Genomic DNA, 26,192 nt, shown 5'->3' with positions numbered 1-26,192 from the left:
CGCGGCGCCGACCGGAGCCGGTCTCACGGGGTATCGGGCGCATAGTCCTCCCAGTCGTCCGTGTCCTGGCCCTCCCGCTCCAGGGCCTCCCTGACCACTCGGAGGGCCAGGCCCTCCGGGTACCCCTTGCGGGCCAGCATCCCGACCAGCCGCCGCATCCGCTTGGGCGTCGGCAGGCCACGGGTGGCCGGGAGCCGTCGGGCCACCAGGGCCCGGGCGGTCTCCTCCTCGTCCGCCGGCTCCAGCTGGGCGACGGCCTCCTCGATCAGCGGCGAGGCCACCCCCTTGGTCCGCAGCTCTCGCGCCAGCGCCCGCCGGGCCAGACCCCGGCCGTGGTGGCGGGACTCCACCCAGGCGGCGGCGAAGGCCGCGTCGTCGATCAGCCCGGCCTCCTCGAAGCGGTCGAGCACCTCGGCGATGACCGGCTCGGGGATCTCCCTGCGGGCCAGCGCGTCGGCCAACTGCCGTCTGGTGCGGGGCGTCCCCGCGAGCAGCGCCAGGCAGATGCCCCGGGCCCGCTCCACCGGATCGGCCGGGGGCCCGGCCGCCGGCCGCCGCCGCTCGCCGAGGCGAGGAGCGGGGCCGGAGCCGGGGCCCGCCGAGGCGGGGGGCGGGGACTCGGGCCAGTCGCTGCGCCGGGTCATCCGTCAGCCCTTGGCCGCGACGGCCTTCACGGCCTTGGCGGTCTTGGCGGACGCCGCCGGCTTGGTCGCCTGCGCCGGCGGGGCCGCGACCGCGTCGGACGCTTCCTTGCCCGCGTCCTTGCCCGGCTCGGCCTCCGCCGTCTCGGACTTCGGGCCGATACCCAGCTTCGTCTTGATCTTCTTCTCGATCTCGTTGGCCAGGTCGGGGTTGTCCCGCAGGAAGTTCCGCGAGTTCTCCTTGCCCTGGCCCAGCTGGTCGCCGCCGTAGGTGTACCAGGCGCCGGACTTGCGGATGAAGCCGTGCTCCACCCCCATGTCGATCAGGCCGCCCTCCCGACTGATGCCGACGCCGTAGAGGATGTCGAACTCCGCCTGCTTGAACGGCGGGGCGACCTTGTTCTTGACGACCTTGACGCGGGTCCGGTTGCCCACCGCGTCGGTGCCGTCCTTGAGGGTCTCGATCCGGCGGATGTCCAGCCGCACCGAGGCGTAGAACTTCAGCGCCCGGCCACCCGAGGTCGTCTCCGGGGAGCCGAACATCACGCCGACCTTCTCCCGGAGCTGGTTGATGAAGATCGCGGTGGTCTTCGACTGGCTGAGCGCGCCCGTGATCTTCCGCAGGGCCTGGCTCATCAGCCGGGCCTGGAGGCCGACATGGGAGTCGCCCATCTCACCCTCGATCTCCGCCCTGGGCACCAGGGCCGCCACCGAGTCGATGACGATGAGGTCGAGGGCGCCGGAGCGGATCAGCATGTCCGTGATCTCCAGCGCCTGTTCGCCGTTGTCCGGCTGGGACAGGATCAGCTGGTCCACGTCCACCCCGAGCCGCTTGGCGTACTCGGGGTCGAGCGCGTGCTCGGCGTCGACGAAGGCGACGGTGCCGCCGGCCTTCTGCGCGTTCGCCACCGCGTGGAGGGTGAGCGTGGTCTTACCCGATGACTCCGGGCCGTAGACCTCCACCACCCGGCCGCGGGGCAGCCCACCGACACCCAGGGCCACGTCAAGGGCCGTGGAACCGGTGGGGATGACCGCGATCGGCTCATCCGGCCGCTCACCCAGGCGCATCACCGCGCCCTTACCGAACTGCCGCTCAATCTGCGCGAGTGCGGCGTCCAACGCCTTCTCGCGGTCCGTACCTGTCATGGGAGCCACCCGGTCCGTCTGATTCGTTCGCTTCACAACCACGGACGCTAGCGCCCCCCACTGACAATCGCCCCGACGCACAGCGCGCGCAGCGGTCCGAAGGCCATATCCGCACCCTCCATAAGAATAGTTGTTCGATTTTTGTGTCAAGCGAGGCGCCCGGGACGCCGTGGCCACGAGGCCACCGGGCGGACCGCCACGGCCGCCCCCAACCCCTCTGCTCCCGCGCAGGTCAGCCGGCGGCCACCGGCGCGCCAACCGCGTGCCACGGCACGGCCGACAGCGTGTCGCGCGTCACCGCAGGTGGCTCGGCACGTCGACGGCGACGCAGACCGCCCGCCAGACCTCCTTGGCGCTCCACCCGGCCTCCAGCGCCTCGCAGACGGTGCGGCCGCCCAACTCCGACATCACATGGTCCCTGGCGAAGGAGTCCGCGTAGCTCGCGCCGAACTGCTCCGCCATCCGCTCCCAGAAGTCCGTCAACCGCATGGGCCCAGTATCCCCGCAAGCGGCGCGGGCTCTGGCGCGGTCACCCGCCGAGCGCCCGGCAGCCGGCGGTGACCAGCACGGCGGCCCCGACCACCACCAGGAACGGGGCGCGCAGCACCAGCGCGACCCCGGCGGCGAGCAGCCCCACCAGCCTGGCGTCGAGCACCACCGTGCCGTCCCCGCCGGCCATCGTCTGCAGCGCGGTCAGCGCGGCCAGCAGCGCCACCGGGAGCAGCACGGCCAGCCGGCGCACGAGGGGACGCTCCAGCGAGCTGGGCGGCACCGCGAGGCCGAGCAGCTTGGCCAGGTAACAGCCGGCCGCCGTCAGGCCGATGGCGAACCAGGTCGTCACCGTGCCACCTCCCGCGACCCCCCGGGACCGTCCGCGGCACCGGCCTCACCGGCCGCGACGCGCCGGCCGGAGCACAGCAGCACCAGCGGCGCCGCCAGCGCGGCCACCAGCACCGGCACCCCGGCCGGCAGCAGCGGCAGGCAGGCCAGCGCGAGCAGGACCGCGAGCGCGGCGGTGGCCCGCTCCGCCGTCGAGCGGAGCATCGGCGCCAGCAGGGCCAGGAAGACCGCGGGCGACGCGGCGTCCAGCCCCCAGGCCGCGGGGTCGCCGATCGAGCCGGCACCCAGCGCCCCCACCAACGTGGTCAGGTTCCAGCAGCCGAAGAGGGTGGCCCCGCTCACCAGGAAGCCGAGCCTGGCCAGCCGGCGGTTGGGCTGGGCGAGGGCGACCGCCGAGGTCTCGTCGATCACCCAGTGGGCGACCAGCGGGCGCAGCCGCCCGGACGGCCGCAGCACCGAGGCGAGGCGCAGGCCGTAGAAGCAGTTCCGCGCGCCGAGGAAGAAGGCGCCGGCGGCCGCGGTGACCGGGTTGCCGCCCCCGGCCAGCGCGCCGACGAGCGCGAACTGCGAGGCGCCGGTGAAGACCAGCAGGCTGAGCGCCATGGCCTGCGGCACGCTCAGCCCGTTGGAGACCGCGGTGACGCCGAAGGCGAACCCCGAGAGCCCCACCGCGAGGCCCACGCCCAGCGCGTCCCTTACCGTCGCCCGGCGCTGCGCGGCCGCGACCCGCGGGTCCGCCGGAACCACCTGGCCCACCAGGTCCTTGGGGTGTGTCGAAGCCGTCGGCCCCGCGGCGGGTGCCACCGCCGCCGGAACGGCCGGGTCCGACAGGTCTGTCCGTTTTTCCATCACGACCAGACGCTAATCGCACCTTTATCGATCGGTCTTGTACGTTCTTGCACCGCGTTCCCGCTGATAGGCCCCCGGTGGCACCCCCACCACGCGCCGGAAGTGGCGGTGCAGGTGGGACTGGTCCGTGAAGCCGACCGCGACGGCGGCCTCCGCCGGCCGCACTCCCGCGTCCAGCAACTCCCGGGCCCGGCGGACCCGGACATCGGTGAGCCAGGCGTGCGGCGGCATCCCGTACCGGGCCCGGAAGGCCCGCAGCAGGGCGAACGGGCCGGTGCCCAGCCGGTGCGCCAGCTCGGCCAGCGTGGGCGGGTCGGTCAGCCGGTCCAGCAGCTCCGTGCGGGCGCGCGCCGCCAACTGCGCGCCGGCGTCGCGCGCCACACCACGCGGTCGTCCCCCACCCGCCGTCTTGAGCAACCGCGCGACGGCCAGCCGCAACAGGCTGTCGGCGGCCAGCGCCTGCCGTTCCTCGACGGCGCGCAACACCTGTCCGACCATCCGCACCGCCACCGGATCGTGCAGCACCGGCCGGGTGAACCAGGCCGTGCCCCGCAGCCCGAGGAGCTCGGCGGCCACCGCGTCCACCACCTCGGCCGTCGGATAGAGCGCGCCGTAGGCCCAGCCCTCCGGTACCCCGGCCCGCCCCGTGTGCGGGACGTCCGGGTTGATCAGCGCCAGACCGCCGGCCCCGGCCCGCTCCAGGCTGCCCCGGTGCCGGAACTCCTCGACCCCCTCGGTGATGGCGGCGATCACGAAGGTCGGGTGGGTGTGCGGAATGAACACCCGCCGGACATAGCGGGCGCGCAGCAGGTCCACCCCGGGCAGCTCCGGGGCCACCCAGTGGCGTGCCGTCTCCCCGACGGACTTCCGCGCGGTCATGCCGGCCATTGTGCGTCGCTGTCAGTGGTGGGGTGCACGATGGGGCCCATGAGCGGTACGAACGAAGCGCGCCCGGGGGGCCCAGGCTCGGTGCTCGACGGATTCTCCCCGGCCACCAGGGCCTGGTTCAGCCACGCCTTCCACGCCCCCACGGCAGCCCAGGAGGGTGCCTGGCGGGCGATCCGGGAGGAGTCCGACGCGCTGGTCGTCGCGCCCACCGGCTCCGGCAAGACGCTGGCCGCCTTCCTCGCCTCGCTCGACCGGCTGGCCGCCGAGCCGCCGCCCGCCGAGCCACTCAGACGCTGCCGGGTGCTCTACGTCTCCCCGTTGAAGGCCCTCGCCGTCGACGTGGAGCGCAACCTCCGCTCCCCGCTCACCGGCATCCGGCAGGAGTCCGTCCGGCTCGGCCGGCCGGAGCCGGACATCCGGGTCGGCATCCGCACCGGTGACACCCCGGCCGCCGACCGCCGGGCCCTGGCCAGACGTCCGCCGGACATCCTGATCACCACCCCGGAGTCGCTCTTCCTCCTCCTGACCTCCGCCGCCAGGGAGGCGCTGTCCGGCGTGGAGACGGTCATCCTGGACGAGGTGCACGCCGTCGCCGGCACCAAGCGCGGCGCCCATCTGGCGCTCTCCCTGGAGCGGTTGGACGCCCTGCTGCCGCGGCCGGCCCGGCGGATCGGGCTGTCGGCCACGGTCCGGCCGGTGGACGAGGTGGCCCGCTTCCTGTCCCCGCGGCGCCGGGCGACCGTGGTGCAGCCGCCGTCGGGCAAGGAGTTCCAGCTGTCCGTGGTGGTGCCGGTGCCCGACCTGGGCGAGTTGGGCGGCTCCCCGGTGCCGGAGGGGGTCGCCGGGGAGGACCGGCCGTCGATCTGGCCCTCGGTCGAGGAGCGGATCGTCGACCTGATCCAGGCACACCGCTCCACCATCGTCTTCGTCAACTCCCGCCGCCTCGCCGAGCGGCTGTGCAACCGGGTGAACGAGATCGGCTACGAGCGGGCGACGGGCGAGAGCCTGCCGGTCGATCACGGCCCCGCCGAGCTGATGGGCGGCTCCGGCGCCGGCTCGGGCGCGCCCCCGGTGCTGGCCAGGGCGCACCACGGCTCGGTCGCCAAGGAGCAGCGCGCCCAGATCGAGGAGGACCTGAAGGCCGGCCGGCTGCCCGCTGTGGTGGCCACCTCCAGCCTGGAGTTGGGCATCGACATGGGCTCGGTCGACCTGGTGGTCCAGGTCGAGTCGCCGCCCTCGGTCGCCTCCGGGCTCCAGCGGGTGGGCCGGGCGGGCCACCAGGTGGGCGCGGTCTCGGCCGGGGTGGTCTTCCCCAAGTACCGCGGCGATCTGGTGCAGTCAGCGGTGGTGACGGAGCGGATGCGGACCGGGGCGATCGAGTCGCTCCGGGTGCCGGCGAACCCGCTGGACGTGCTGGCCCAGCAGATCGTGGCGATCACCGCGCTGGACAGCTGGGACGTGGACGAGCTGCTGTCGCTGGTGCGCCGGGCGGCGCCGTTCGCCGCGCTCCCCGAGTCGGCCTACCACTCGGTGCTCGACATGCTCGCCGGGCGCTACCCGTCGGACGCCTTCGCCGAGTTGCGGCCCCGCCTGGTGTGGGACCGGGTCGCCGGGACGGTCAGCGGCCGGCCCGGCGCCCAGCGGCTCGCGGTCACCTCGGGTGGCACCATCCCCGACCGCGGCCTGTTCGGCGTCTTCCTGGCCGGCTCCGACCCGCGGCGGGGCGGCGGCCGGGTCGGCGAGCTGGACGAGGAGATGGTCTACGAGTCCCGGGTCGGCGACGTCTTCACGCTGGGCACCACCTCCTGGCGGATCGAGGACATCACCAGGGACCGGGTGCTGGTCACTCCGGCGCCCGGGGTGCCGGGCCGGCTCCCCTTCTGGAAGGGCGACCAGCTGGGGCGCCCGCTGGAGCTGGGACGCGCGCTCGGCGCCTTCCTCCGGGAGGTCGGCGCCCTGGACGAGACGGCCGCCCGGGCCCGGCTGACCGCCGCCGGGCTGGACGAGTGGGCGGTGGACAATGTCCTGTCCTACCTGGCGGAGCAGCGCGCGGCCTGCGGCCACGTGCCGGACGACCGCACCATCGTCGTCGAGCGGTTCCGGGACGAGCTCGGCGACTGGCGGATCGTGGTGCACTCCCCCTTCGGCGCGCAGGTGCACGCCCCGTGGGCGCTGGCGCTGGGCGCCCGGCTCACCGAGCGCTACGGCCTGGACGCCCAGGTGTTGCACGCCGACGACGGGATCGTGCTGCGCCTCCCGGACGCCGACCTGCTGGCCGCCGAGGCCGGGTTGACCCCCGATGAGCTGGGCCCGGGACCGCTGGACGCGGCCTTCGACGACGGGGTGGCGCCGGTCGGCGCCGGCGACGTGCTCTTCGACCCGGCCGAGGTCGACCAGCTGGTCACCGAGCAGGTCGGCGGCTCCGCGCTGTTCGCGGCCAGGTTCCGGGAGTGCGCGGCCCGGGCCCTGCTGCTGCCGCGCCGCGACCCTGGCCGCCGCACGCCGCTCTGGCAGCAACGCCAGCGGGCCTCCCAACTGCTCTCGGTGGCGAGCGAGTTCGGCTCGTTCCCGATCGTTCTGGAGGCGGTCAGAGAGTGCCTCCAGGATGTCTTCGACGTGCCGGGCCTGGAGGAGCTGATGCGGGACATCGAGGCCCGCCGGGTCCGGCTGGTCGAGGTGACCACCCGCGACCCCTCGCCCTTCGCCCGGTCGCTGCTCTTCGGCTATGTCGCCCAGTATCTCTACGAGGGCGACTCCCCGCTGGCCGAACGGCGGGCCGCCGCCCTGTCGTTGGACTCCCGGCTGCTGTCCGAGCTGCTCGGCCGGGCCGAGCTGCGCGAGCTGCTGGATCCCGAGGTGCTGGCCGAGTTGGAGCGGGAGCTGTCCTGGCTCACCGAGGAGCGCCGGGTCCGGAGCGTGGAGGGCGTCGCCGACCTGCTGCGGGTGCTCGGCCCGCTCACCGAGGCGGAGTTGGCCGAGCGGGGCGCCGCGCCCGGCTGGGCGGCCGAGCTGGGCGCGGCCCGCCGCGCGCTGTCGGTGCGGATCGCCGGCGCGGAGCACTGGGCCGCCGTCGAGGACGCCGGCCGGCTCCGGGACGCCCTGGGCACCGCGCTGCCGGTGGGCGTGCCGGAGGCGTTCACCGAGCCGGTGGCGGACCCGCTGGGCGATCTGCTGGCGCGCTTCGCCCGCACCCACGGCCCGTTCAGCTCGACGCAGGCCGCCGCTCGGCTGGGCCTGGGCACGGCCGTCGCCGAGGGCGCGCTGCAGCGGATGGCGGCCGAGGGGCGCCTGGTGCAGGGCGAGTTCCGCCCGGGCGCCAGCGGCCGCGAGTGGTGCGATCCGGCGGTGCTGCGCCGGCTGCGCCGCCGGTCGCTGGCCGCGCTGCGGCAGGAGGTCGAGCCCGTTCCCCCGGCCGCGCTGGCCGCGTTCCTCCCCCGCTGGCAGCATGTCGGGCCCGGCGTCGGCCGCGGTGAGCTGCGCGGCGTGGACGGGCTGGTGCGCGCCGTCGAGCAGCTGCAGGGCGCCGCGGTGCCGGCGTCGGCGCTGGAGCGGCTGGTGCTGCCGGCCCGGGTCGCCGGCTACGCGCCGCAGCTGCTGGACGAGTTGACGGCCTCCGGCGAGGTGGTGTGGGCCGGCGCCGGGGCGCTGCCCGGCAAGGACGGCTGGATCTCGCTCTTCCCGGCCGATTCCGCGCCGCTCCTGCTTCCGCCCCCGCATCCGCTGGAGTTGTCGGAGCCGCACCAGGCGGTGCTGGCCGCGTTGGCCGGCGGCTACGGGCTGTTCTTCCGGCAGCTCGCCGACCACGTCAGAGCCTCGGGTGTCGAGGTCGGCGAGGCCGAGCTGGCCGACTGCGTCTGGGAGTTGGCCTGGTCGGGCCGGCTCACCAACGACACGCTGGGGCCGCTGCGGGCGTTGCTCGGCTCCGGCCGCACCGCCGGGGCGACGGCGCACCGCGCCCGGCGGGCCACCCCGCGGGGCCGGTACGGCGCGTTGGCCGTCGGCACGGGCGGCGCCGCCCGGCCGCTGGCCCCGCGCGGCGGGCCGCCCACGATGGCCGGCCGTTGGTCCCTGCTGCCCACCCGGCTGGAGGACACCACGCTGCGCGCCCACGCCCTGGCCCGTACCCTGCTCGACCGGCACGGGGTGGTCACCAGGGGTGCGGTCGGCACGGAGGGGGTGGCCGGCGGATTCTCCGCCGTCTACCGGGTGTTGTCGGTCTTCGAGGAGAACGGCCGGGCCCGGCGCGGCTATGTGGTGGAGGGGCTGGGGGCGGCCCAGTTCGCCATGGACGGCGCGGTGGACCGGCTGCGGGCCGCGGGCTCGGCGGCGGACCGGGCGGCCGGCGCGCCGGCCACGCCCCGGGTCGTCCTGTTGGCCGCGGCCGATCCGGCGAACGCCTACGGCGCGGCCCTGCCCTGGCCGGAGCCGCCGGAGGGCGCCCGGCACAAGCCGGGCCGGAAGGCAGGCGCCCTGGTGGTGTTGGTGGACGGGGAACTGACGCTCTACGTGGAGCGCGGCGGCCGCACCCTGCTGGCCTGGCCGCCGGCCGCGGGGGAGCGGACGCCCGACGCGTGGGACGAGGAGGCGCTGCGGCCGGCGGTCGAGGCGCTCGCCCAGGCGGTGCGGGCGGGGGCGCTCAGCTCGCTCACCGTGGAGCGGGTCAACGGGCGGCAGGCGCTCACGGAGACGCCCTGGGTGGGTCTGTTGGAGGGAGCGGGCTTCCACGCGACGCCGCGCGGGCTCCGGTTGCGCCCCTGAGCGGCCGCCGAAGAAGGCCGAGGGCCGGCTCGTGACACACGCGAACGGCCGGCAGCGTTCAGCTCACTCCGGCCGCAGGCGTAGCTGCGCTTTCTTGCGGTTACTGCGTCGTCACTGCGCGATCAGGCGGCGACCACGTCGACCGCCTCGGCGGGGGCCTTGATCGTGACGCGCTCTTCGGGACGGTGGGTAACGGGGGAAACACGCACGGGGTTGAGCATCGGACGCATCGGGGGCACCGTGTCGCTCGCGGCGGACTGGGCCAGCTCGGCGAGGGACAGCTCGTCGCTGACCTCGCGCATCAGCTCCGACATCCGCAGTTCGAGTGCATCGCAGATGGCGGCCAGCAGCTCGGATGAAGCCTCCTTCTGGCCCCGCTCCACCTCGGAGAGATATCCGAGGGAGACGCGGGCGGAAGAGGACACTTCGCGCAGGGTGCGGCCCTGACGTTGGCGCTGCCGACGCAGCACGTCACCCAACAGGCGACGGAGCAGGATCATCGGTGGCTCCCTCCTCGGACCGTTGGCCTCGCTAGCTTCATGCCCCACCGTACCGCCTCGGACTCCCCCCGTGCGGGGAGCGATGTCTTGTTCACTCAGGGCTGCAAACATCCATCCTCTCCGTTCTGTTCTGTGATCTGACCCGCTCTGAAGTCAGCGTGAAGGAGCTCGTTCCGAAGCAGAGCGAGCACCGCTCGAACACTGCCGATCCGAATCGCGGCCCGGTCGCCACGCAGATTCAACCGCTGAGCCACGACTCCCCCGTCCCCGGGCGCCGAAACCGCCACGTGGACCGTGCCCACCGGCATCCCGTCCTGCCGTTCGGGTCCAGCCACCCCGGTCGTGGCCAGCCCCCAGTCCGCGCCGAGCAGCCGCCGCACGCCGACCGCGAGCTGTCGGGCGACCTCCGCGTCCACCGCGCCCCGCTCGGCCAGCAGCGCCCCGCTCACCCCCAGCACATCGCGCTTGACGTCGGAGGCGTAGGCGGTGACCGAGCCACGGAAGGCCCGCGAGGCACCCGGCACGTCGGTGATCTCGGCGGCCACCATCCCCCCGGTGAGCGACTCCGCGACCGCCAGAGTCTGGCCACGTCCGACCAGTATGCCCAGCACCTGGGACACCACCGGCGGCTCCTGGGCCGGCCGTCCGCTAGCGGCCATCGGACCGCTCCCTGGCCAGCCCACGACGCCGCAGCACGACCGCCTGCCGGACGTAGTCCAGGCCCGTGGCCACGGTCAACACGACGGCGACCGCCATCACCCACCACCGCGCGGTGGCCAGCGGGCCGGTCAACGCCAGTATGTACATGCCGACGGCGATGCCCTGCGCCAGCGTCTTGAGCTTCCCGCCCCGACTGGCCGGAATCACGCCGTGCCGGATCACCCAGAACCGCATCAGGGTGATGCCCAACTCCCGCAGCAGGATGGTCGCCGTGACCCACCAGCTGAGGTCCGAGAGGAGGGAGAGGCAGACCAGCGCCGAGCCCATGATCGCCTTGTCCGCGATCGGGTCGGCGATCTTGCCGAAGTCGGTGACCAGGTTGTGCCGGCGGGCCAGCTCTCCGTCGAAGAGGTCCGTGATCATGGCGATGGTGAACGCGGCCCAGGCCAGCGACCGCCAGGCCGGGTCGTGTCCGCCCTCAGCGAACATGAGCAGAACGAACCCGGGGACCAGCAACAGCCGGACCATGGTCAGAATGTTGGCGACATTCCACAGCCCGGGTGTGGTGGCACGTGCCCGGTCCGCCGTCCGGCCGCCTCCCGCAGCCGAGGCGGGCGTGGATGTCACCTTCCCGCCCCCGGCACGCCCGGGTCGGTGACCGGCGTCTCGATCTCGGCGATCAGATCGACCCCCTGCGAGCCCACCACCCGGGCCGGCAGCAGCTGGCCGACCGCGAGCGGCTCCTCGCCCTTGCCCACGAGCAGGACCTGCCCGTCGGTCTCCGGAGCCTGGTGCGCGCCACGCCCGGCGGCGACCACCTCGCCCGGCGCGCCGGTCACGTCCGTCTCCTCGTCGACGCCCACGGACTCGACCAGCACCAGCGCGCTCTCCCCGAGCCGCTCCTCGGCCCGCTGGGCGATCAGCTCGTCCGCCAGCTCGGAGACCCGGGCCAGCCGCTCGGCGACCACCTCGGGCGCCACCTTGTCCTGGTAGCCGGCCGCCTCGGTGCCGTCCTCGTCCGAGTAGCCGAAGACGCCGATGGCGTCCAGCCCGGCCTCGGTGAGGAAGCGTTCCAGCTCGGCCAGGTCCGCCTCGGACTCGCCGGGGAAGCCGACGATGAAGTTGGAGCGCACGCCGGCCTGCGGGGCCTTGCCGCGGATGGTCGCCAGCAGCTCCAGGAACTTGTCGGTGTCCCCGAAGCGGCGCATGGCGCGCAGCACCCCGGGCGCCGAGTGCTGGAAGGAGAGGTCGAAGTAGGGCGCGACCTTCTCCGTGCCGGTCAGCACGTCGATCAGCCCGGGCCGCATCTCGGCCGGCTGGAGATAGCTGACCCGGATCCGCTCCAGGCCGTCCACCGCGGCCAGCTCCGGGAGCAGCGACTCCAGCAGCCGGATGTCGCCCAGGTCCTTGCCGTAGGAGGTGTTGTTCTCCGAGACCAGCATGATCTCCCGGACGCCCTGCTCGGCCAGCCAGCGGGCCTCGTTCAGCACGTCCGACGGCCGGCGGGAGATGAAGGAGCCGCGGAAGGACGGAATGGCGCAGAACGTGCAGCGACGGTCACAGCCCGAGGCCAGCTTCACCGAGGCGACCGGGCTGGTGTCGAGCCGGCGCCGCAGCGGGGCGCGCGGCCCGGAGGCCGGCGCCAGCCCGTCGGGCAGGTCGGAGATCGCGCCGTGGCCGGGCAGGGCCACCTCGGTACCCTGGCGCTCGGCAGGACTGATCGGCAGCAGCTTGCGCCGGTCCCGGGGCACGTGGGGGGCGTGCCCCCCACCGGACAGGATGGTGTTCAGCCGCTCGGAGATGTCCTGGTAGTCGTCGAAGCCGAGCACGGCGTCGGCCTCCGGCAGTGCCTCGGCCAGCTCCTTGCCGTACCGCTCGGCCATGCAGCCGACGGCGACCACGGCCTGGGTGCGCCCGCCGGTGCCCTTCAGCTCGTTGGCCTCCAGCAGGGCGTCCACGGAGTCCTTCTTGGCGGCGTCGACGAAGCCGCAGGTGTTGACGACGGCCACCTCGGCATCGGCCGCGTCTGACACCAGGTCCCAGCCGTCGGCGGCCAGCCGGCCCGCCAGCTCTTCGGAATCCACCTCATTACGGGCGCATCCAAGGGTGACCAGGGCAACGGTACGGCGTTCGGACATACCCTCAAGCCTACTTCGTTCCCGACCACCCGACCCGCCCGGGCCGCCCGCTCAGCCCTCCTCGGGGTCGCCCACCGTGTAGCTGAGGCGCTGGACCTGGCCCGGCTCGAATACGTCCTCGATCTCGCGACCGTTCACGTGCAGCTTGACGGCGCCCGCGTTGCCCAGCACCAGGTCGATCTGCTCGTCGTCGGTGAAGGTCTCCGAGTCCCCGTCGGCGAGGTTCCCCTCGAAGAGCAGCCGGCCGTTGCCGTCCTTCGCCGAGATCCAGCTGTTACCGCCCTCTATGGAGAGGACGACCGTGACCTTGTCGGCCGGCACGCCCGCCACCGCGCTCTCGGTCGGCTCCGGCTCCGCCGTCGGAGTGTCGGGCCCCTGCCGCTCCGGCCCGCCGCCGCCCGGCGCGTCCGGGTCGGGCGTCTCGGTGCGCTCGGCGACCGAACCGCCGCCCTCCTCGTCACCGGTGCTGAAGAAGGTGAAGCCGACGAAGCCGATCACCACCACGATGGCCGCGACCATGGCCGCCGTCCAGTTGGGGCGCCGCGGCTCCGGGCGGATCCGCTCCGTCTCGAACAGCGGCCCGGTGGGCAGCTCGGCCGGCCGCCCGCCCTGCTGGGCGTTGTACAGCTCGATCAGCTCGGCCGCGTCCAGCCCCACCGCGCGGGCCAGCGTCCTGATGTGCCCCCGGGCGTACACGTCGCCACCACAGCGCGAGAAGTCGTCCGCCTCGATGCCCTGGACGATCGGCACCCGCACCCGGGTGGCCGAACTGACCTCGCCCACGCTCAGCTTCGCGTCAAGACGTGCCTGCTGGAGGGTACGACCGACAGAAGGCCGGTCCTTGGCTTTGTCGTTGCCGTTGGACACGGGGGCGCCTTTCGAGCGTGAAGCCACCTACTGTGCTTATCAGTCTAGGGGTGCCGGGAAAGGAACAGGCAACCGGGCGACGGCCATCTGTCCGCCAACGGGATGGTCCTCCCCAGCCTGCTACTCCCCACGAATCACCGCCAGCACACCATCCAGTTCATCGGGTTTGATCAACACGTCCCTGGCCTTGGACCCCTCACTGGGGCCCACCACCCCCCGGGACTCCATCAGGTCCATCAGCCGGCCCGCCTTCGCGAAGCCCACCCGCAGCTTGCGCTGCAACATCGAGGTTGACCCGAACTGCGTGGAGACCACCAGCTCGGCCGCCTGGCAGAGCAGGTCGAGGTCGTCGCCGATCTCCTCGTCGATCTGCTTCTTCTGCTTGCCACCGACGGTCACGTCATCCCGGAAGACCGGCGCCATCTGCGCCTTGCAGTGCTCGACGACCTGGGCGACCTCCTCCTCGGTGACGAAGGCGCCCTGCATCCGCGCCGGCTTGTTGGCCCCCATCGGCAGGAACAGGGCGTCGCCCTTGCCGATCAGCTTCTCCGCGCCCTGCTGGTCCAGGATGACCCGGCTGTCCGCCAGCGAGGAGGTGGCGAACGCCAGCCGGGAGGGCACGTTGGCCTTGATCAGCCCGGTGACCACGTCCACGCTCGGCCGCTGGGTGGCCAGCACCAGGTGGATGCCGGCGGCCCTGGCCAGCTGGGTGATCCGCACGATGGCGTCCTCCACGTCGCGCGGCGCCACCATCATCAGGTCGGCCAGCTCGTCGACGATCACCAACAGGTACGGATAGGGCGCCAGTTCGCGCTCGCTGCCCTCCGGCACCTTCAGCTTCCCCGAGCGCACCGCCGCGTTGAAGTCGTTGATGTGCCGGTACCCGAACGCCGCCAGGTCGTCGTAGCGCAGATCCATCTCCCGCACCACCCACTGCAGCGCCTCGGCGGCCCGCTTGGGGTTGGTGATGATCGGCGTGATCAGGTGCGGGATGCCCTCGTAGGCGGTCAGCTCCACCCGCTTGGGGTCCACCAGGACCATCCGCACCTCCTCCGGCGTGGCCCGCATCATGATCGAGGTGATCAGGCAGTTGACGCAGGACGACTTGCCGGAGCCGGTGGCGCCGGCCACCAGCAGGTGCGGCATCCGCGCCAGGTCGTGGGTGACGTAGCCGCCCTCCACGTCCTTGCCGAAGGCGACCAGCAGCGGCGCCTCCCCCGGGTCCACGGTCCGCAGCACGTCCCCGAGGTTGACCATCTCCCGGTCGCTGTTGGGGATCTCGATGCCGACGGCCGACTTGCCGGGGATCGGACTGATGATCCGCACCTCGGGGCTGGCCACCGCGTAGGCGATGTTCTTGGTGAGGGCGGTGATCTTCTCGACCTTGACCGCCGGCCCGAGCGCCACCTCGTAGCGGGTGACCGTCGGCCCCCGGGTGAACCCGGTGACCCGGGCGTCCACCTTGAACTCGCTGAAGACGGTGGTCAACGACTCCACCACGGCGTCGTTGGCGGCGCTGCGGGTGCGGCCGGGGCCACCCCGGTGCAGCAGCTCCAGGCTGGGCAGCGCGTAGCTGATGTCGCCGGCCAGCTGGAGCTGTTCGGCCCGCGGCGGCAGCGCGTCACCCGGGTCAGGCGCCGGCTTCGTCAGGTCGGGCACCGCGCCGACCGCGGGCTCCGCCGGCTCCTCCCGATGCTCCGCGCGCGCCCCGTCCGGCGCCGCCCGACCCATCGCCCGCCGGCGGTCGGCGGCCGAGATCCCGCTGCTGATGTCGGCGACCACCGGCGACGGCTGCACCCCGTGCAACACCGCCCCGTCCAACGCCGCCGCGGCGGCCGCCGCCACGTCCACCGGATCGGCAGCCGCCGGCTCCCGCCGGGCCCCGCGGCCCCGGCCACGGGACGCCCCGGGGCGCCGCCCACGGCGCTCCCCGGTCAGCCCGTCGTCCGGCGCGCCCTGCCCGACCGCCCAGTCCGTCTCGTCCCGCTCGTACGCGTCCTCGTACTCCCCCAACTCCGCGTCCGGGTCCGGGCGTCGACGGCGGCTCGGGCGACGCTCCAGCGCCTCGTCCGCGATCCCGTCGTGCGCCCGCTCCGAGCCGTCGTCCAGCAGCCCCAGCCGGGTCAGCCCCTGCCGCAGGCGCCGGGGGATGGCGTTCACCGGGGTGGCCGTGACCACCAGCAGCCCGAAGACGGTCAGCAGCGTCAACATCGCCATGGCCAGCGGCTCGCCCATGGCCACGATCAGCGGCCGGGACGCCGCCCAGCCGATGTGCCCCCCGGTGTCCCGCAGCGCCTGCGCGCCCTCACTGCGCCCCGGCGCGCCGGTGAAGACGTGCACCAGGCCGAGGACGCCGACCAGCAGCGCGGTCAGCCCGATGACGATCCGTCCGTTGGCCTCCTGCCGCTCCGGGTGGATGAACAGCCGCACCGCCACGAAGCCGAGCAGCACCGGGAAGACGAGGTCGAGCCGGCCGAGCGCGCCGGTGATCAGCATGGTGACGAGGTCGCCGACCGGGCCCTGGAGATTGGACCAGGTGCCGGCCGCGGCGACCAGGGCCAGGCCCAGGAGCAGCAGGGCCACCCCGTCCTTGCGGTGCGCCGGGTCCAGGCCCTTGGCGCCCCGGCCGATGCCGCGCAGCATCCCGCCCAGGGGGCGGGCCAGACCGAGCCAGAGGGCGCGCCCGAAGCGCAGCGCGGCGTTCCTGGGCGGCGCCGGCTTGGCTGGCGGCTTCTTGGCCGCCGCCTTCTTCGCCGGGGCCTTCTTGGCGGGCGCGGACTTCCTGGCTCCCTGGCCGCGCGCGCCAGAAGAGCCCTTGCCGGAGGTGGATGGGGCCATGGGGGTGAGGCTACCGGGGTCTGGCAGCCGGGGCACGGAACACCGGCCCGGAACGCTCCGCCACCCGCTCCGGACCCCGCGCCCCCGGCCTCACCTCAACGCTGGTGCGACTCCATGGACTTGGGCTCGTTGATCCCCGGCTGCAGGGCGTCCAGCGCCCGGCGGAGCCCGGAGAGCTTCCGCTCCAGGTGCGCCGCCGTCGAGACCGCGGCACCCCCGCCCGACTCGGCCAGCTCCTTGGAGAGCGCCTCCGCCTGCTCCTCGGCCGCCGCCAGCCGGGCCGACAGCTCGGGCAGCAGCCCACCGGCGCCGGCGGTCGCGTCGCCGTGCGTGTGGCCGGCCTCCAGCTCCCGACGCAGCAGCATGGCCTGCTCGTGCAACTGCACGTTCTTCATGTGCAGATCGACGAAGACCGACACCTTGGCCCGCAGCACCCAGGGGTCGAACGGCTTGGAGATGTAGTCGACGGCCCCCGCCGCGTAACCCCGGAAGGTGTGGTGCGGGCCGTGGTTGATCGCCGTGAGAAAGATGATGGGAATGTCGCGGGTCCGCTCACGCCGCTTGATGTGCGCGGCGGTCTCGAAGCCATCCATCCCCGGCATCTGGACATCCAGCAGGATGACCGCGAAGTCCTCCGTGAGCAGCGCTTTGAGCGCTTCCTCCCCTGACGACGCCCGGACCAGTGTCTGATCGAGCGCTGAAAGGATCGCCTCCAGCGCAAGCAGATTCTCGGGCCGGTCATCGACCAGGAGGATCTTGGCCTTCTGCACCATGGCCCGTCCTCCTCGCCCCTGCGGCGCCCGGAGGCGCCGCCATCGTGGACGGCACCCTCACGCCGTCCGGTCCTGTGCCGGACATGTTGACATCACCTCTGGCGCTGGTGCCAGCAAGCCCGGTACGTCGCCCCAAAAGTGCGACATCATCGGAGACTCCCGCCATCACACGGGAGGCTGACAACGCTCCGGCTGCGACTTCGACCGTACCGGCAATATCCGTCTGCCCGTCCGCAATCAGCAACACAAGGCACCGCGTGATCAGTGCATCGCGCTGCGTCACGATAGCACGCCACCAGAAACCCCGCGAACTGAAGCGCACACAAGGCGAAAACGGTTGCTCCCCCCGGATAGTTCCACATCCGAGGGGAGCGGGACAGATCATTCCGAGTCGTCGTCGTGCACCCAACGCCCCATCACCGAGAAGAGTTCGGCCACATCGACCGGCTTGGTGACGTAGGCCGAGGCCCCAGCCTCGATGGTCTTCTCCAGGTCCCCCTTCATCGCCTTCGCCGTCAACGCGATGATCGGCAGGTCGGCGAACTGCGGCATGCGACGGATCGCCTCGGTGGTCGCGTAGCCGTCCATCTCCGGCATCATGATGTCCATCAGGACCAGCATCACGTCCTCGTTGGACTCCAGCACCTCGATGCCCTCCCGCCCGTTCTCGGCGTAGAGCACCCGGATGCCACTGTGTTCGAGCACGCTGGTCAGGGCGAACACGTTCCGCACGTCGTCATCGACGATCAGCACCTTGCGACCCTCGAAGTCCTTGTGGAAGTAGGGCAGTTCGGCCTCCTCGGCGGCCGGCTCCACCACTCCTTCGGCAGCCCGCTCGCCACGCCGCCCGTTGCCGCCCGGCTCCTGGAACCGCTCGCGGTCCCGGTGCCGCCGGGTCAACGACTCGGCCGCCCGCTCCGCCGCCGCCGACGCCCGACGCAGCTGGCCGTCGCCGTCCTCCGCCGGCTCGGCGCCGGCCGGGAGCGCGCCCTGGCCGGGCGCCTCGTCCACCGCCGGCGCCAGCTCCGCCGGCTCGTCCGGCGCCGCCAGCAGCTCCCTGATCCGGTGCTTCGGCCGGGGCGGCAGCGCCGCCGCACCGCCAGCGCCCAACTGGCCGGAAGCCAACTGCCCGTAGCCAGGCGGCGGCAGCTCCGTCGGCTGGAGCGGGAGGAAGAGCGTGAACGTCGAACCGCGCCCCGGCTCGCTGGCCGCGTGGATCTCACCACCCAACAGCCGCGCGATCTCCCGGCTGATCGACAGGCCCAGGCCCGTCCCGCCGTACTTCCGGCTGGTCGTGCCGTCCGCCTGCTTGAACGCCTCGAAGATCACCCGCATCTTGCTGGCCGCGATCCCGATCCCGGTGTCCGAGACGGCGAACGCGATCACCGGCGCGTTCGCCGAGAGCACCGAGCCGTTCTCCAGCATCTGCTCCCAGATCATGTCCGGGACCTCACTGCCGGCCGGCCGGATGACCAGCTCGACCGAGCCGGTCTCGGTGAACTTCACCGCGTTGGAGAGCAAATTCCGCAGCACCTGCAACAGCCGCTGCTCGTCCGTGTTCAACGTGGCCGGCAGCTCCGGCGAGACCCGGACCGAGAACTCCAGGCTCTTCTCCGCCGTCAGCGGCCGGAACGACGCCTCGATGTAGTCCACCAGCTGGACCAGCGCGATCCTGGTCGGGCTGACGTCCATCTTGCCCGCCTCGACCTTCGACAGGTCCAGGATGTCGTTGATCAGCTGCAACAGGTCCGAGCCGGCCCCGTGGATCGTCTCGGCGAACTCCACCTGCTTCGGCGAGAGGTTGCCCTCCGCGTTGTCCGCCAGCAGCTTGGCCAGGATCAACAGCGAGTTCAACGGGGTGCGCAACTCGTGCGACATGTTGGCCAGGAACTCCGACTTGTACCGCATCGAGACCGCCAGCTGCTCGGCCCGCTCCTGCAGCCCCCGCCTGGCCTCCTCGATCTCCGAGTTCTTCACCTCGATGTTGCGGTTGGTCACCGCCAACAGGTCGGCCTTGTCCTTCAGCTCCGCGTTGGACTCCTGCAGCGCCTTCCGCTGCCGCTCCAGCTCACCCGAGCGCTCCTGCAGCTGCAGCGCCAGCTCCTGCGACTGCTCCAGCAGCATCTCCGTCCTGGTGTTGACGCTGATGGTGTTCACACTGGTCGCGATCATCTCCGCCATCTGGCTCAGGAAGTCACGCTCGATCTGGGTGAACGGCTTGAACGACGCCAGCTCCAGCACGCCCAGCACCCGGTTCTCGAAGAGCACCGGCAGCACGATCGCATTCACCGGCGGCGCCTCCCCCAGCCCCGACGAGATCTTCAGATAACCCGCCGGCGTCGGCCCGACCTCGATGGTCCGCCGCTCCTCGGCCGAGGTGCCGATCAACGACTCCCCCGGCCGGAACGACATCGCCTGGCTCCCGGCCGCGTACCCGTAGGAGCCGATCATCCGCAGCTCGTAGTCGCCACCCTCACCCGGCCCGGCGACCACGTCCCGGTCCCCGTCCGCCGGCACCGCCAGGAAGAACGCCCCGTGCTGCGCGGTCACCGCCGGCGCCAGCTCGCTCATGATCAGCCGCGCCACGTCCTTGAGGTCCCGACGCCCCTGCATCAGCGCCGAGATCCGCGCCAGGTTGCTCTTCAGCCAGTCCTGCTCCTTGTTGGCCAGCGTGGCCTCCCGCAGGTTGCTGATCATGGTGTTGACGTTCTCCTGCACCACCAGGATCTCGCCGGCCGCGTCCGTGTCGATCCGCACGCTGTGGTCGCCCCTGGTCACGAACGTCGCCACCCGGGCGATGCCCCGCACCTGCCGGGTCAGGTTCCCCGCCATCTCGTTCACCGAGTCGGTGAGGTCCTTCCACGTGCCGGCCACCCCCGGCACCCGGGCCTGGCCCCCCAGCTGCCCCTCGGTACCCACCTCGCGGGCCACCTTGGTCACCTGCTCCGCGAAGAGCGAGAGCTGGTCCACCATCGTGTTGAGGGTGTCCTTCAACTCCAGGATCTCGCCCCGGGCGTCGATGTCGATCTTCTTCGTCAGGTCGCCCTTGGCGATCGCCGTCGTGACCATGGTGATGTTGCGCACCTGGCCGGTCAGGTTCGACGCCATCGAGTTCACCGACTCCGTCAGGTCCTTCCAGGTGCCGGCGACGCCCCGCACCTTGGCCTGCCCACCCAGCCGGCCGTCCGTGCCCACCTCGCGCGCCACCCGGGTGACCTCGTCAGCGAACGCCGACAGCGTCGTCACCATCCGGTTGACGGTGTCGGCCAGCTGCGCGACCTCCCCGCTGGCCTGCACGGTGACCTTCTTCGACAGGTCACCGTTGGCCACCGCGGTCGCCACCTCGGAGATGTTCCGCACCTGGATGGTGAGGTTCCGGGCCATCAGGTTGACGTTGTCGGTGAGGTCCTTCCAGGTCCCCGACACCCCACGCACCTGGGCCTGGCCACCCAACTGCCCCTCGGTGCCCACCTCGCGGGCCACCATGGTGACCTGCTCGGCGAACGACGACAGCTGGTCGACCATCGTGTTCACCGTGGTCACCAGCGCCAGGATCTCGCCCCGCGCGTCCACCGTGATCTTCTTCGTCAGGTCACCGCGGGCCACCGCCGTGGTCACCTCGGCGATGTTCCGCACCTGCGAGGTCAGGTTGTTGGCCATGCTGTTGACCGACTGCGTCAGGTCCTTCCAGGTGCCCGCGACCCCGTCGACCCGCGCCTGACCGCCCAACTGCCCCTCGGTACCCACCTCGACGGCCACCCGGGTCACCTGCTCGGCGAAGGAGGACAACTGGTCCACCATCGTGTTCAGGGTTTCCTTCAGCTCCAGGATCTCGCCCTGCGCGTCCACGGTGATCTTCTGCGAGAGGTCACCGCGCGCCACCGCGGTCGCCACCTGCGCGATGTTCCGCACCTGATCGGTCAGGTTCGACGCCATCCCGTTGACGGAATCGGTCAGATCCCGCCAGACACCGGCAACGCCCGGCACCTGCGCCTGACCGCCGAGCCGCCCCTCGGTGCCCACGTCCCGCGACACCCGGGTCACCTGGTCGGCGAAGAGCGACAGCTGGTCCACCATCCGGTTGACCGTGTTCTTCAGCTCCAGGATCTCGCCGCGGGCGTCCACCTCGATCTTCTGCGAGAGATCGCCCCGCGCCACCGCCGTCGTCACCTGCGCGATGTTCCGTACCTGGTCCGTGAGGTTGTCCGCCATCTGGTTGACGGAGTTGGTCAGGTCCTTCCAGGTACCCGAGACCCCGTCCACCTGGGCCTGGCCCCCCAGCCGGCCCTCGATCCCCACCTCGGTGGAGACCCGCGTCACCTGCTCGGCGAACGACGAGAGCTGGTCCACCATGGTGTTCACGGTGTTCTTCAGCTCCAGCATCTCGCCGGAGACATCGACCGTCACCTTCTGCGACAGGTCACCGTTGGCCACCGCCGTCGTCACCTGCGCGATGTTGCGCACCTGGCCGGTCAGGTTGCGGAACGCCGTGTTGACCGAGTCCGTCAGGTCCTTCCAGGCCCCGGCGACCCCCAGCACGGACGCCTGCCCGCCCAGCGCACCCTCGTCGCCGATCTCCCGCGCCACCCGGGTGACCTGGGACTGGAACGACGAGAGCTGGTCGACCATCGTGTTCACGGTGTTCTTCAGGTCCAGCATCTCGCCGGAGACGTCCACCGTCACCTTCTGCGACAGGTCACCGTTGGCCACCGCCGTCGTCACCTGCGCGATGTCGCGCACCTGATCGGTGAGATTCCGGAACGCCGTGTTGACGGAGTCGGTCAGCTCCTTCCACCGACCCGAGACCCCGGGCACCTTCGCCTGGCTCCCCAGCACCCCCTGGGTGCCGATCTGCACCGCCGCCGTCGTCACCTCGTCGGCGAACCCGCGCAGCGTCTCCGTCATCGCGCTGATGGTGTCAGCCAGCCGCGCCACCTCGCCCCGCGCGTTCACCATCACCCGCTGCGACAGATCGCCGTTGGCCACCGCCGTGGTGACCCGCGCGATCTCCCGGACCTGGTCCGTGAGGTTGCCGGCCATCAGGTTCACCGAGTCCGTCAGGTCCTTCCAGACCCCGGAGACCCCGTCCACCCGCGCCTGGCCACCCAGCTGCCCCTCGGTGCCCACGTCCACCGCGACCCGCGTCACCTGCTCCGCGAACGAGGACAGCTGGTCCACCATCGTGTTGACGGTGTTCTTCAACTCCAGCATCTCGCCGGCCACATGCACCGTGACCTTGCGGCCCAGATCGCCGTCGGCCACCGCCTTGGTCACCATCGAGATGTCCCGCACCTGCGCCGTCAACCGCATCGCCATGGTGTTGACGGACTCGGTCAGGTCCTTCCAGGTGCCCGAGACGTCCGGCACCCTGGCCTGGCCACCCAGCTTGCCCTCGGTGCCCACCTCACGGGCCACCCGGGTCACCTCGTCGGTGAACTCCGACAGCTGGTCCACCAGCCCGTTGACCGTCCGCCCCACCTTCAGGAACTCGCCCCGCAGCGGCCGACCCACCCCGGCGTCCGACTGCGCCCGCAGATCCATCCGCTGCCGCAGGTCGCCCTCGGCCACCGCCGTCAGCACCCGACCCACCTCGGAGACCGGCCGGGCCAGATCCTCCACCAGGTCGTTCGCGTCGTCGATCGCCTTGCCCCAGGCGCCCTCGCAGAGCCCGGTCTCCATCCGCTCGGAGAGCTTCCCCTCCCGCCCCACCACCCGGCGCACCCGCGCCAGCTGACCGGTCAGGTGCAGGCCACGCTCGGCGACCTCGTTGTACACCACGGCGATCTCGGCCATCGGCCCCTCGCCGGTCACCGGCAACCGCTTCCGCAGATGACCGTCCCGCATGGACTCCAGAGCCGAGAGCAGCCGGTAGAGCGCCGCGGCGTCCACCTCGACGGTCGCGCCCCGCCGAGGCTTCACCGCACGGGTTCGCCGCTGGCCTCGCGCCACTGCTCCGTCAGACACCACTGTGTCCCTCCCACGGGGGTCGATCATTTCGCCCGGCACCACACATCGAGCCCTCCCAGTGTTTCACTCCGGAAGGACCGGGCGATAACAGTTCGGCAGCATCGCATACCACCGATTTCCCGGTCGGGGGGAATTCGGCGGATGCACCGTCCGCCGAGCGGCCGGACGTCAGTAACCTTGGGCAACGAGCAGCCAGACGGCACCCGACCGTGCCGAGAACGACCTTTGGGGGAGTGACGTGATCACCGCGCGCGCAGCGGCCACCTTCGAGCCGGTTGGACGCTCGGTCGCGACCGCGCGGGGGTTCGTCCGCGACACCCTCCAGGGCTGGGGCCTCGCCGAGCTGATCGAGGACGCCGTCGTCCTCACCAGTGAGCTGGTCACCAACGCCGTGGTGCACGCCGGCACCTCGGCCGAGGTGCGCTGCCTCCGCGACGACCGCGGCGTCCGCATCGAGGTGGTGGACCGCCACCCGGAGCGCGAGCTGCCGCTCGCCGAGATCTCCCGCGGCCGGGTGGACGTCAACAGCGAGGGCGGACGCGGCCTGATGCTCTGCGCCGCGCTGGCCAGCCGCTGGGGCGTCGACTACACGGCCACCGACAAGTGCGTCTGGTTCCGCCTCGACCAGCAGACCGTCCCGGTCGGCACCAGGACCGCCGGGCCCGTGCTCCCCGCCGAGTCCCTGCCGGTCACCGACAGCCGGGTCCGCGTCGCCGTCGTCGAGGTGGACCGGAACGACGCGATCACCCGCTGGAACGACGACGCCAGGCAGCTCTTCGGCTACCGGGCCGAGCAGGTCGAGGGCAAGCCGCTGGCCGATCTCGCCGCCTGGCCCCAGACCCCGGGGACGGGCACCGGCATCGCCGAGGCCCTGCTCCTCTCCCGCTGGGAGGGCAGCTACGGCGTCCGTGACTCCCAGGGCCGCACCGTGCCGGTCTACGCCTGCCACCTCCGGGTCAGGGACGCGCACGGCGAGCCCTCCACCGTCTGTCTCATCGTCCGCGACCACGAACGCGCCATCCTGCAGAGCCCGGTCCGGCTGGCCGGCGGCAACGCCCAGGAGCCCAGGGACCGTTCGGGCCTCGACTCGCTGGACGCGCTGATCGGCTCACCGCCGCCCGACGACCTCGACGGCCTGCTCCAGCGCACCGTCGAGCGCGCCAGGGACATGCTGGACGGCGACGCCGCCTTCCTGCTGCTGGCCACCGACGACGAGACCGAGCTGGAGGTGCGCGCCACGACCGGGCTGCCCTCAGCCCGCCAGCGCTTCGCCCGGGTCCCGGTGGAGACCGGCAGCGGGCGCTACGGCTCGGCCCGGATGCCCTCCGTCCACGAGGACCTGGCCACCACCCCCGGCGCCGTGCCGCTGCTCTCCGGCACCGGGATGCACGCGGTGGTCACGGTGCCGCTGAAGGTCGAGGGCCGGCTCACCGGCTCGCTCGGCGTCGCCTCCGAGACCGCCGGCCGGTACAGCAACGAGGAGGCGCTGCGTCTCCAGTTCGCCGCCGACCGGATCGCCCTCGCGGTCGAGTCGGCCCGGCTCACCGAGCTGGAACGGCTGCGCCGCGGCTCGCTCGCCTTCCTGGTCGAGGCCAGCGAGTTGCTCGCCGGGACCCTCGACCGGAACCAGACCCTGGCCCTGATGGCCCAGATGACGGTGCCCACGCTGGCGACCTGGTGCGCCGTCTACACCATCCCGGAGCCCGGTTCGGAGCCGGTGCTCTCCTATGTGCTGCACGAGGACGAGGAGCGCATCGACGGGGTCAAGGCCCTGCTGGACCGCGTCGAGCCGCCCGCGCCGGATCTCACGCTGGGCGTGCGCCCCTGGAACGCGCCGTCCGACGCGGCGCGCAACACCGCGCTGCGCACCTCGCTCCGGAGCCTGGCGCTTGGCGGGCGCTCCCCGGCCGAGACGGCGGGCACCAGCCTGGCCACCGCGTCGGCGGTCGGCGGCGAGACGGTGGTGCTGCCCCTGGTCGCCAGGAACCGGGTGATCGGCCTGCTCGCCCTGGGCAAGCCCACGGACGAACGCTTCCGCCAGGACATCCTGGAGCTGGCCGAGGACCTGTCCCGCCGGGCGGCCCTCGCCCTCGACAACGCCCGGCTCTACAGCGAGCGGACCGCCATCAGCCAGTCCCTGCAACGCAGCCTGCTGCCACCGGAGTTGCCCGCGATCGACGGCGTCGACGTCGAGGTCATCTACCGCGCCGCCGGCGAGGGAAACGAGGTCGGCGGAGACTTCTACGACGTCTTCCCGATCCGGGAGGGGGTCTACGGCTTCGCCATCGGCGACGTCTGCGGCACCGGCCCGGAGGCCGCGGCGGTCACCGGGCTGGCCCGGCACGCGCTGCGGCTGCTCGCCCGGGAGGGCCTGGGCGGCCCGGCGGTGCTCCAGCGGTTGAACGCGGCGATCCTGGAGGAGGGCCCGCGGGCACGCTTCCTCACGCTGCTCTATGGGGAGTTGTGGCCGCAGCCCTCCGGTGGGGCGCTGCTGAAGATGGTCTGCGCCGGCCATCCGCTGCCGATGCGGCTGGCGCCCGACGGCACCGTGGAGTCGGCGGCCAGCCCGCAGCCGCTGCTGGGGGTCATGGACGACCTGGAGCTGTTCGAGCAGACCGCCACCCTCGACCCGGGCGACGTGCTGCTCTGTGTCACCGACGGCGTCACCGAACGCCGGGAGGGGACACGGATGTTGGGCGACGACGGCCTGGCCGACGTGCTCAGCAACTGCACGGGGCTGACGGCCGGCGCGGTCGCGGCCCGGGTCCTGCGCGCGGTGGAGCGCTTCGCCTCGGACGCCCCGTCCGACGACATGGCGATCCTGACGCTGCGCATCCCCGCCTGACGGGAATCCCCATCGCCGGTCGTTCGGAACGACGAAAGGCCGGGCCCTGGAAAGGGTCCGGCCTGGGAAAGGGTCCGGCCTGGAAACAAGAAAACCCCCGCCCATATGGGCGGGGGTGCTTCTGAGCCCCAAAACGGAATCGAACCGTTGACCTTCTCCTTACCATGGAGACGCTCTGCCGACTGAGCTATTGGGGCGGTAATGTCCGGCGGCGTCCTACTCTCCCACACGGTCCCCCATGCAGTACCATCGGCGCTGAAGAGCTTAGCTTCCGGGTTCGGAATGTAACCGGGCGTTTCCTCTCCGCCATGACCACCGGAACCCTAAAACGGGCCCAAAAAGGGTCTCAACGAACTTCACAGTGGACGCGAGCATCTATGGACAAGCCCTCGGCCTATTAGTACCGGTCAACTCCACCCATTACTAGGCTTCCATCTCCGGCCTATCAACCCTGTGGTCTACAGGGAGCCTTACCCCATCAA

The 26,192-nt window shown here is 72.3% G+C and carries 16 protein-coding genes, 1 tRNA gene and 2 rRNA genes; 2 read left to right on the top strand and 17 right to left on the bottom strand.

What is annotated here, in order from left to right; all coding sequences use genetic code 11:
* Window positions 1–23: 23 nt before the first annotated feature.
* From recX to RM844_RS07580, 6 genes are all read right to left on the bottom strand, one after another.
* Window positions 24–644 carry a recombination regulator RecX gene (gene recX, locus RM844_RS07605; protein WP_311666177.1) on the bottom strand — a complete coding sequence of 207 codons (621 nt, stop codon included), beginning with the start codon at window positions 642–644 and terminating at the stop codon, window positions 24–26.
* A 3-nt stretch (window positions 645–647) separates the two neighbouring features.
* Window positions 648–1,787 carry a recombinase RecA gene (gene recA / locus RM844_RS07600; protein ID WP_311666176.1) on the bottom strand — a complete coding sequence of 380 codons (1,140 nt, stop codon included), beginning with the start codon at window positions 1,785–1,787 and terminating at the stop codon, window positions 648–650.
* A 294-nt stretch (window positions 1,788–2,081) separates the two neighbouring features.
* A complete protein-coding gene (locus RM844_RS07595) occupies window positions 2,082–2,276 on the bottom strand; it encodes a DUF3046 domain-containing protein (RefSeq protein ID WP_311666175.1) in 195 nt (64 codons plus the stop codon).
* A 40-nt stretch (window positions 2,277–2,316) separates the two neighbouring features.
* Window positions 2,317–2,628 (bottom strand): AzlD domain-containing protein, encoded by a 312-nt coding sequence (locus tag RM844_RS07590; protein WP_311666174.1) that lies wholly within the window; start codon window positions 2,626–2,628, stop codon window positions 2,317–2,319.
* Window positions 2,625–3,476: an AzlC family ABC transporter permease gene (locus RM844_RS07585; RefSeq protein ID WP_311666173.1), complete on the bottom strand. Its 852-nt coding sequence runs from the start codon at window positions 3,474–3,476 to the stop codon at window positions 2,625–2,627. Before RM844_RS07585 ends, RM844_RS07590 begins: the two co-directional genes overlap by 4 nt.
* Window positions 3,477–3,500: 24 nt before the next feature.
* Window positions 3,501–4,355: an AraC family transcriptional regulator gene (locus RM844_RS07580; RefSeq protein ID WP_311666172.1), complete on the bottom strand. Its 855-nt coding sequence runs from the start codon at window positions 4,353–4,355 to the stop codon at window positions 3,501–3,503.
* A 48-nt stretch (window positions 4,356–4,403) separates the two neighbouring features.
* Here RM844_RS07580 and RM844_RS07575 point away from each other — a divergent pair, with 48 nt between their 5' ends.
* A complete protein-coding gene (locus tag RM844_RS07575; RefSeq protein ID WP_311666171.1) occupies window positions 4,404–9,122 on the top strand; it encodes an ATP-dependent helicase in 4,719 nt (1,572 codons plus the stop codon).
* A gap of 122 nt (window positions 9,123–9,244) precedes the next feature.
* Here RM844_RS07575 and RM844_RS07570 read toward each other — a convergent pair whose 3' ends face one another.
* From RM844_RS07570 to RM844_RS07535, 8 genes are all read right to left on the bottom strand, one after another.
* Window positions 9,245–9,622: a helix-turn-helix domain-containing protein gene (locus RM844_RS07570; RefSeq protein WP_311666170.1), complete on the bottom strand. Its 378-nt coding sequence runs from the start codon at window positions 9,620–9,622 to the stop codon at window positions 9,245–9,247.
* A gap of 95 nt (window positions 9,623–9,717) precedes the next feature.
* On the bottom strand, window positions 9,718–10,281 hold the full coding sequence (locus RM844_RS07565) for a CinA family protein (protein WP_311666169.1): 564 nt from the start codon (window positions 10,279–10,281) through the stop codon (window positions 9,718–9,720).
* Window positions 10,271–10,909, bottom strand: coding sequence for a CDP-diacylglycerol--glycerol-3-phosphate 3-phosphatidyltransferase (gene pgsA, locus RM844_RS07560; RefSeq protein WP_311666168.1), 639 nt, complete (start codon window positions 10,907–10,909; stop codon window positions 10,271–10,273). Before pgsA ends, RM844_RS07565 begins: the two co-directional genes overlap by 11 nt.
* Window positions 10,906–12,420 carry a 30S ribosomal protein S12 methylthiotransferase RimO gene (gene rimO, locus RM844_RS07555; protein WP_311666167.1) on the bottom strand — a complete coding sequence of 505 codons (1,515 nt, stop codon included), beginning with the start codon at window positions 12,418–12,420 and terminating at the stop codon, window positions 10,906–10,908. Before rimO ends, pgsA begins: the two co-directional genes overlap by 4 nt.
* A gap of 51 nt (window positions 12,421–12,471) precedes the next feature.
* Window positions 12,472–13,287, bottom strand: a complete 816-nt coding sequence (locus RM844_RS07550) for a helix-turn-helix domain-containing protein (RefSeq protein WP_311666166.1) — start codon at window positions 13,285–13,287, stop codon at window positions 12,472–12,474.
* 120 nt (window positions 13,288–13,407) lie between these two features.
* Window positions 13,408–16,125, bottom strand: a complete 2,718-nt coding sequence (locus RM844_RS07545) for a DNA translocase FtsK (RefSeq protein ID WP_311666165.1) — start codon at window positions 16,123–16,125, stop codon at window positions 13,408–13,410.
* 95 nt (window positions 16,126–16,220) lie between these two features.
* A complete protein-coding gene (locus RM844_RS07540) occupies window positions 16,221–16,898 on the bottom strand; it encodes a response regulator (RefSeq protein ID WP_311666164.1) in 678 nt (225 codons plus the stop codon).
* A gap of 381 nt (window positions 16,899–17,279) precedes the next feature.
* The gene (locus RM844_RS07535; protein ID WP_449657322.1) at window positions 17,280–22,862 is read right to left on the bottom strand and encodes a HAMP domain-containing protein; all 5,583 of its coding nucleotides are present in this window, start codon (window positions 22,860–22,862) and stop codon (window positions 17,280–17,282) included.
* 241 nt (window positions 22,863–23,103) lie between these two features.
* Between RM844_RS07535 and RM844_RS07530 the strand changes: the two genes are divergently transcribed.
* Entirely contained in the window at window positions 23,104–25,710 is a 2,607-nt protein-coding gene (locus RM844_RS07530) for a SpoIIE family protein phosphatase (protein WP_311666163.1), read from the top strand.
* 124 nt (window positions 25,711–25,834) lie between these two features.
* On the opposite strand, the gene RM844_RS07525 is transcribed toward RM844_RS07530, so the two are convergent.
* The 3 genes from RM844_RS07525 to RM844_RS07515 all read right to left on the bottom strand — a co-directional run.
* A tRNA-Thr gene (locus RM844_RS07525) sits at window positions 25,835–25,907 on the bottom strand.
* 6 nt (window positions 25,908–25,913) lie between these two features.
* Window positions 25,914–26,030, bottom strand: a 5S ribosomal RNA gene (gene rrf / locus RM844_RS07520).
* A gap of 57 nt (window positions 26,031–26,087) precedes the next feature.
* Window positions 26,088–26,192: ribosomal RNA gene (locus RM844_RS07515) — 23S ribosomal RNA — on the bottom strand; the annotation flags it as partial.

Source organism: Streptomyces chisholmiae, assembly GCF_031845445.1.
GTDB classification, from domain to species: Bacteria; Actinomycetota; Actinomycetes; order Streptomycetales; family Streptomycetaceae; genus Streptomyces; species Streptomyces chisholmiae.
Note: the sequence above shows the minus strand (reverse complement) of the source record. Positions and strands in the feature narration are given on the sequence as shown.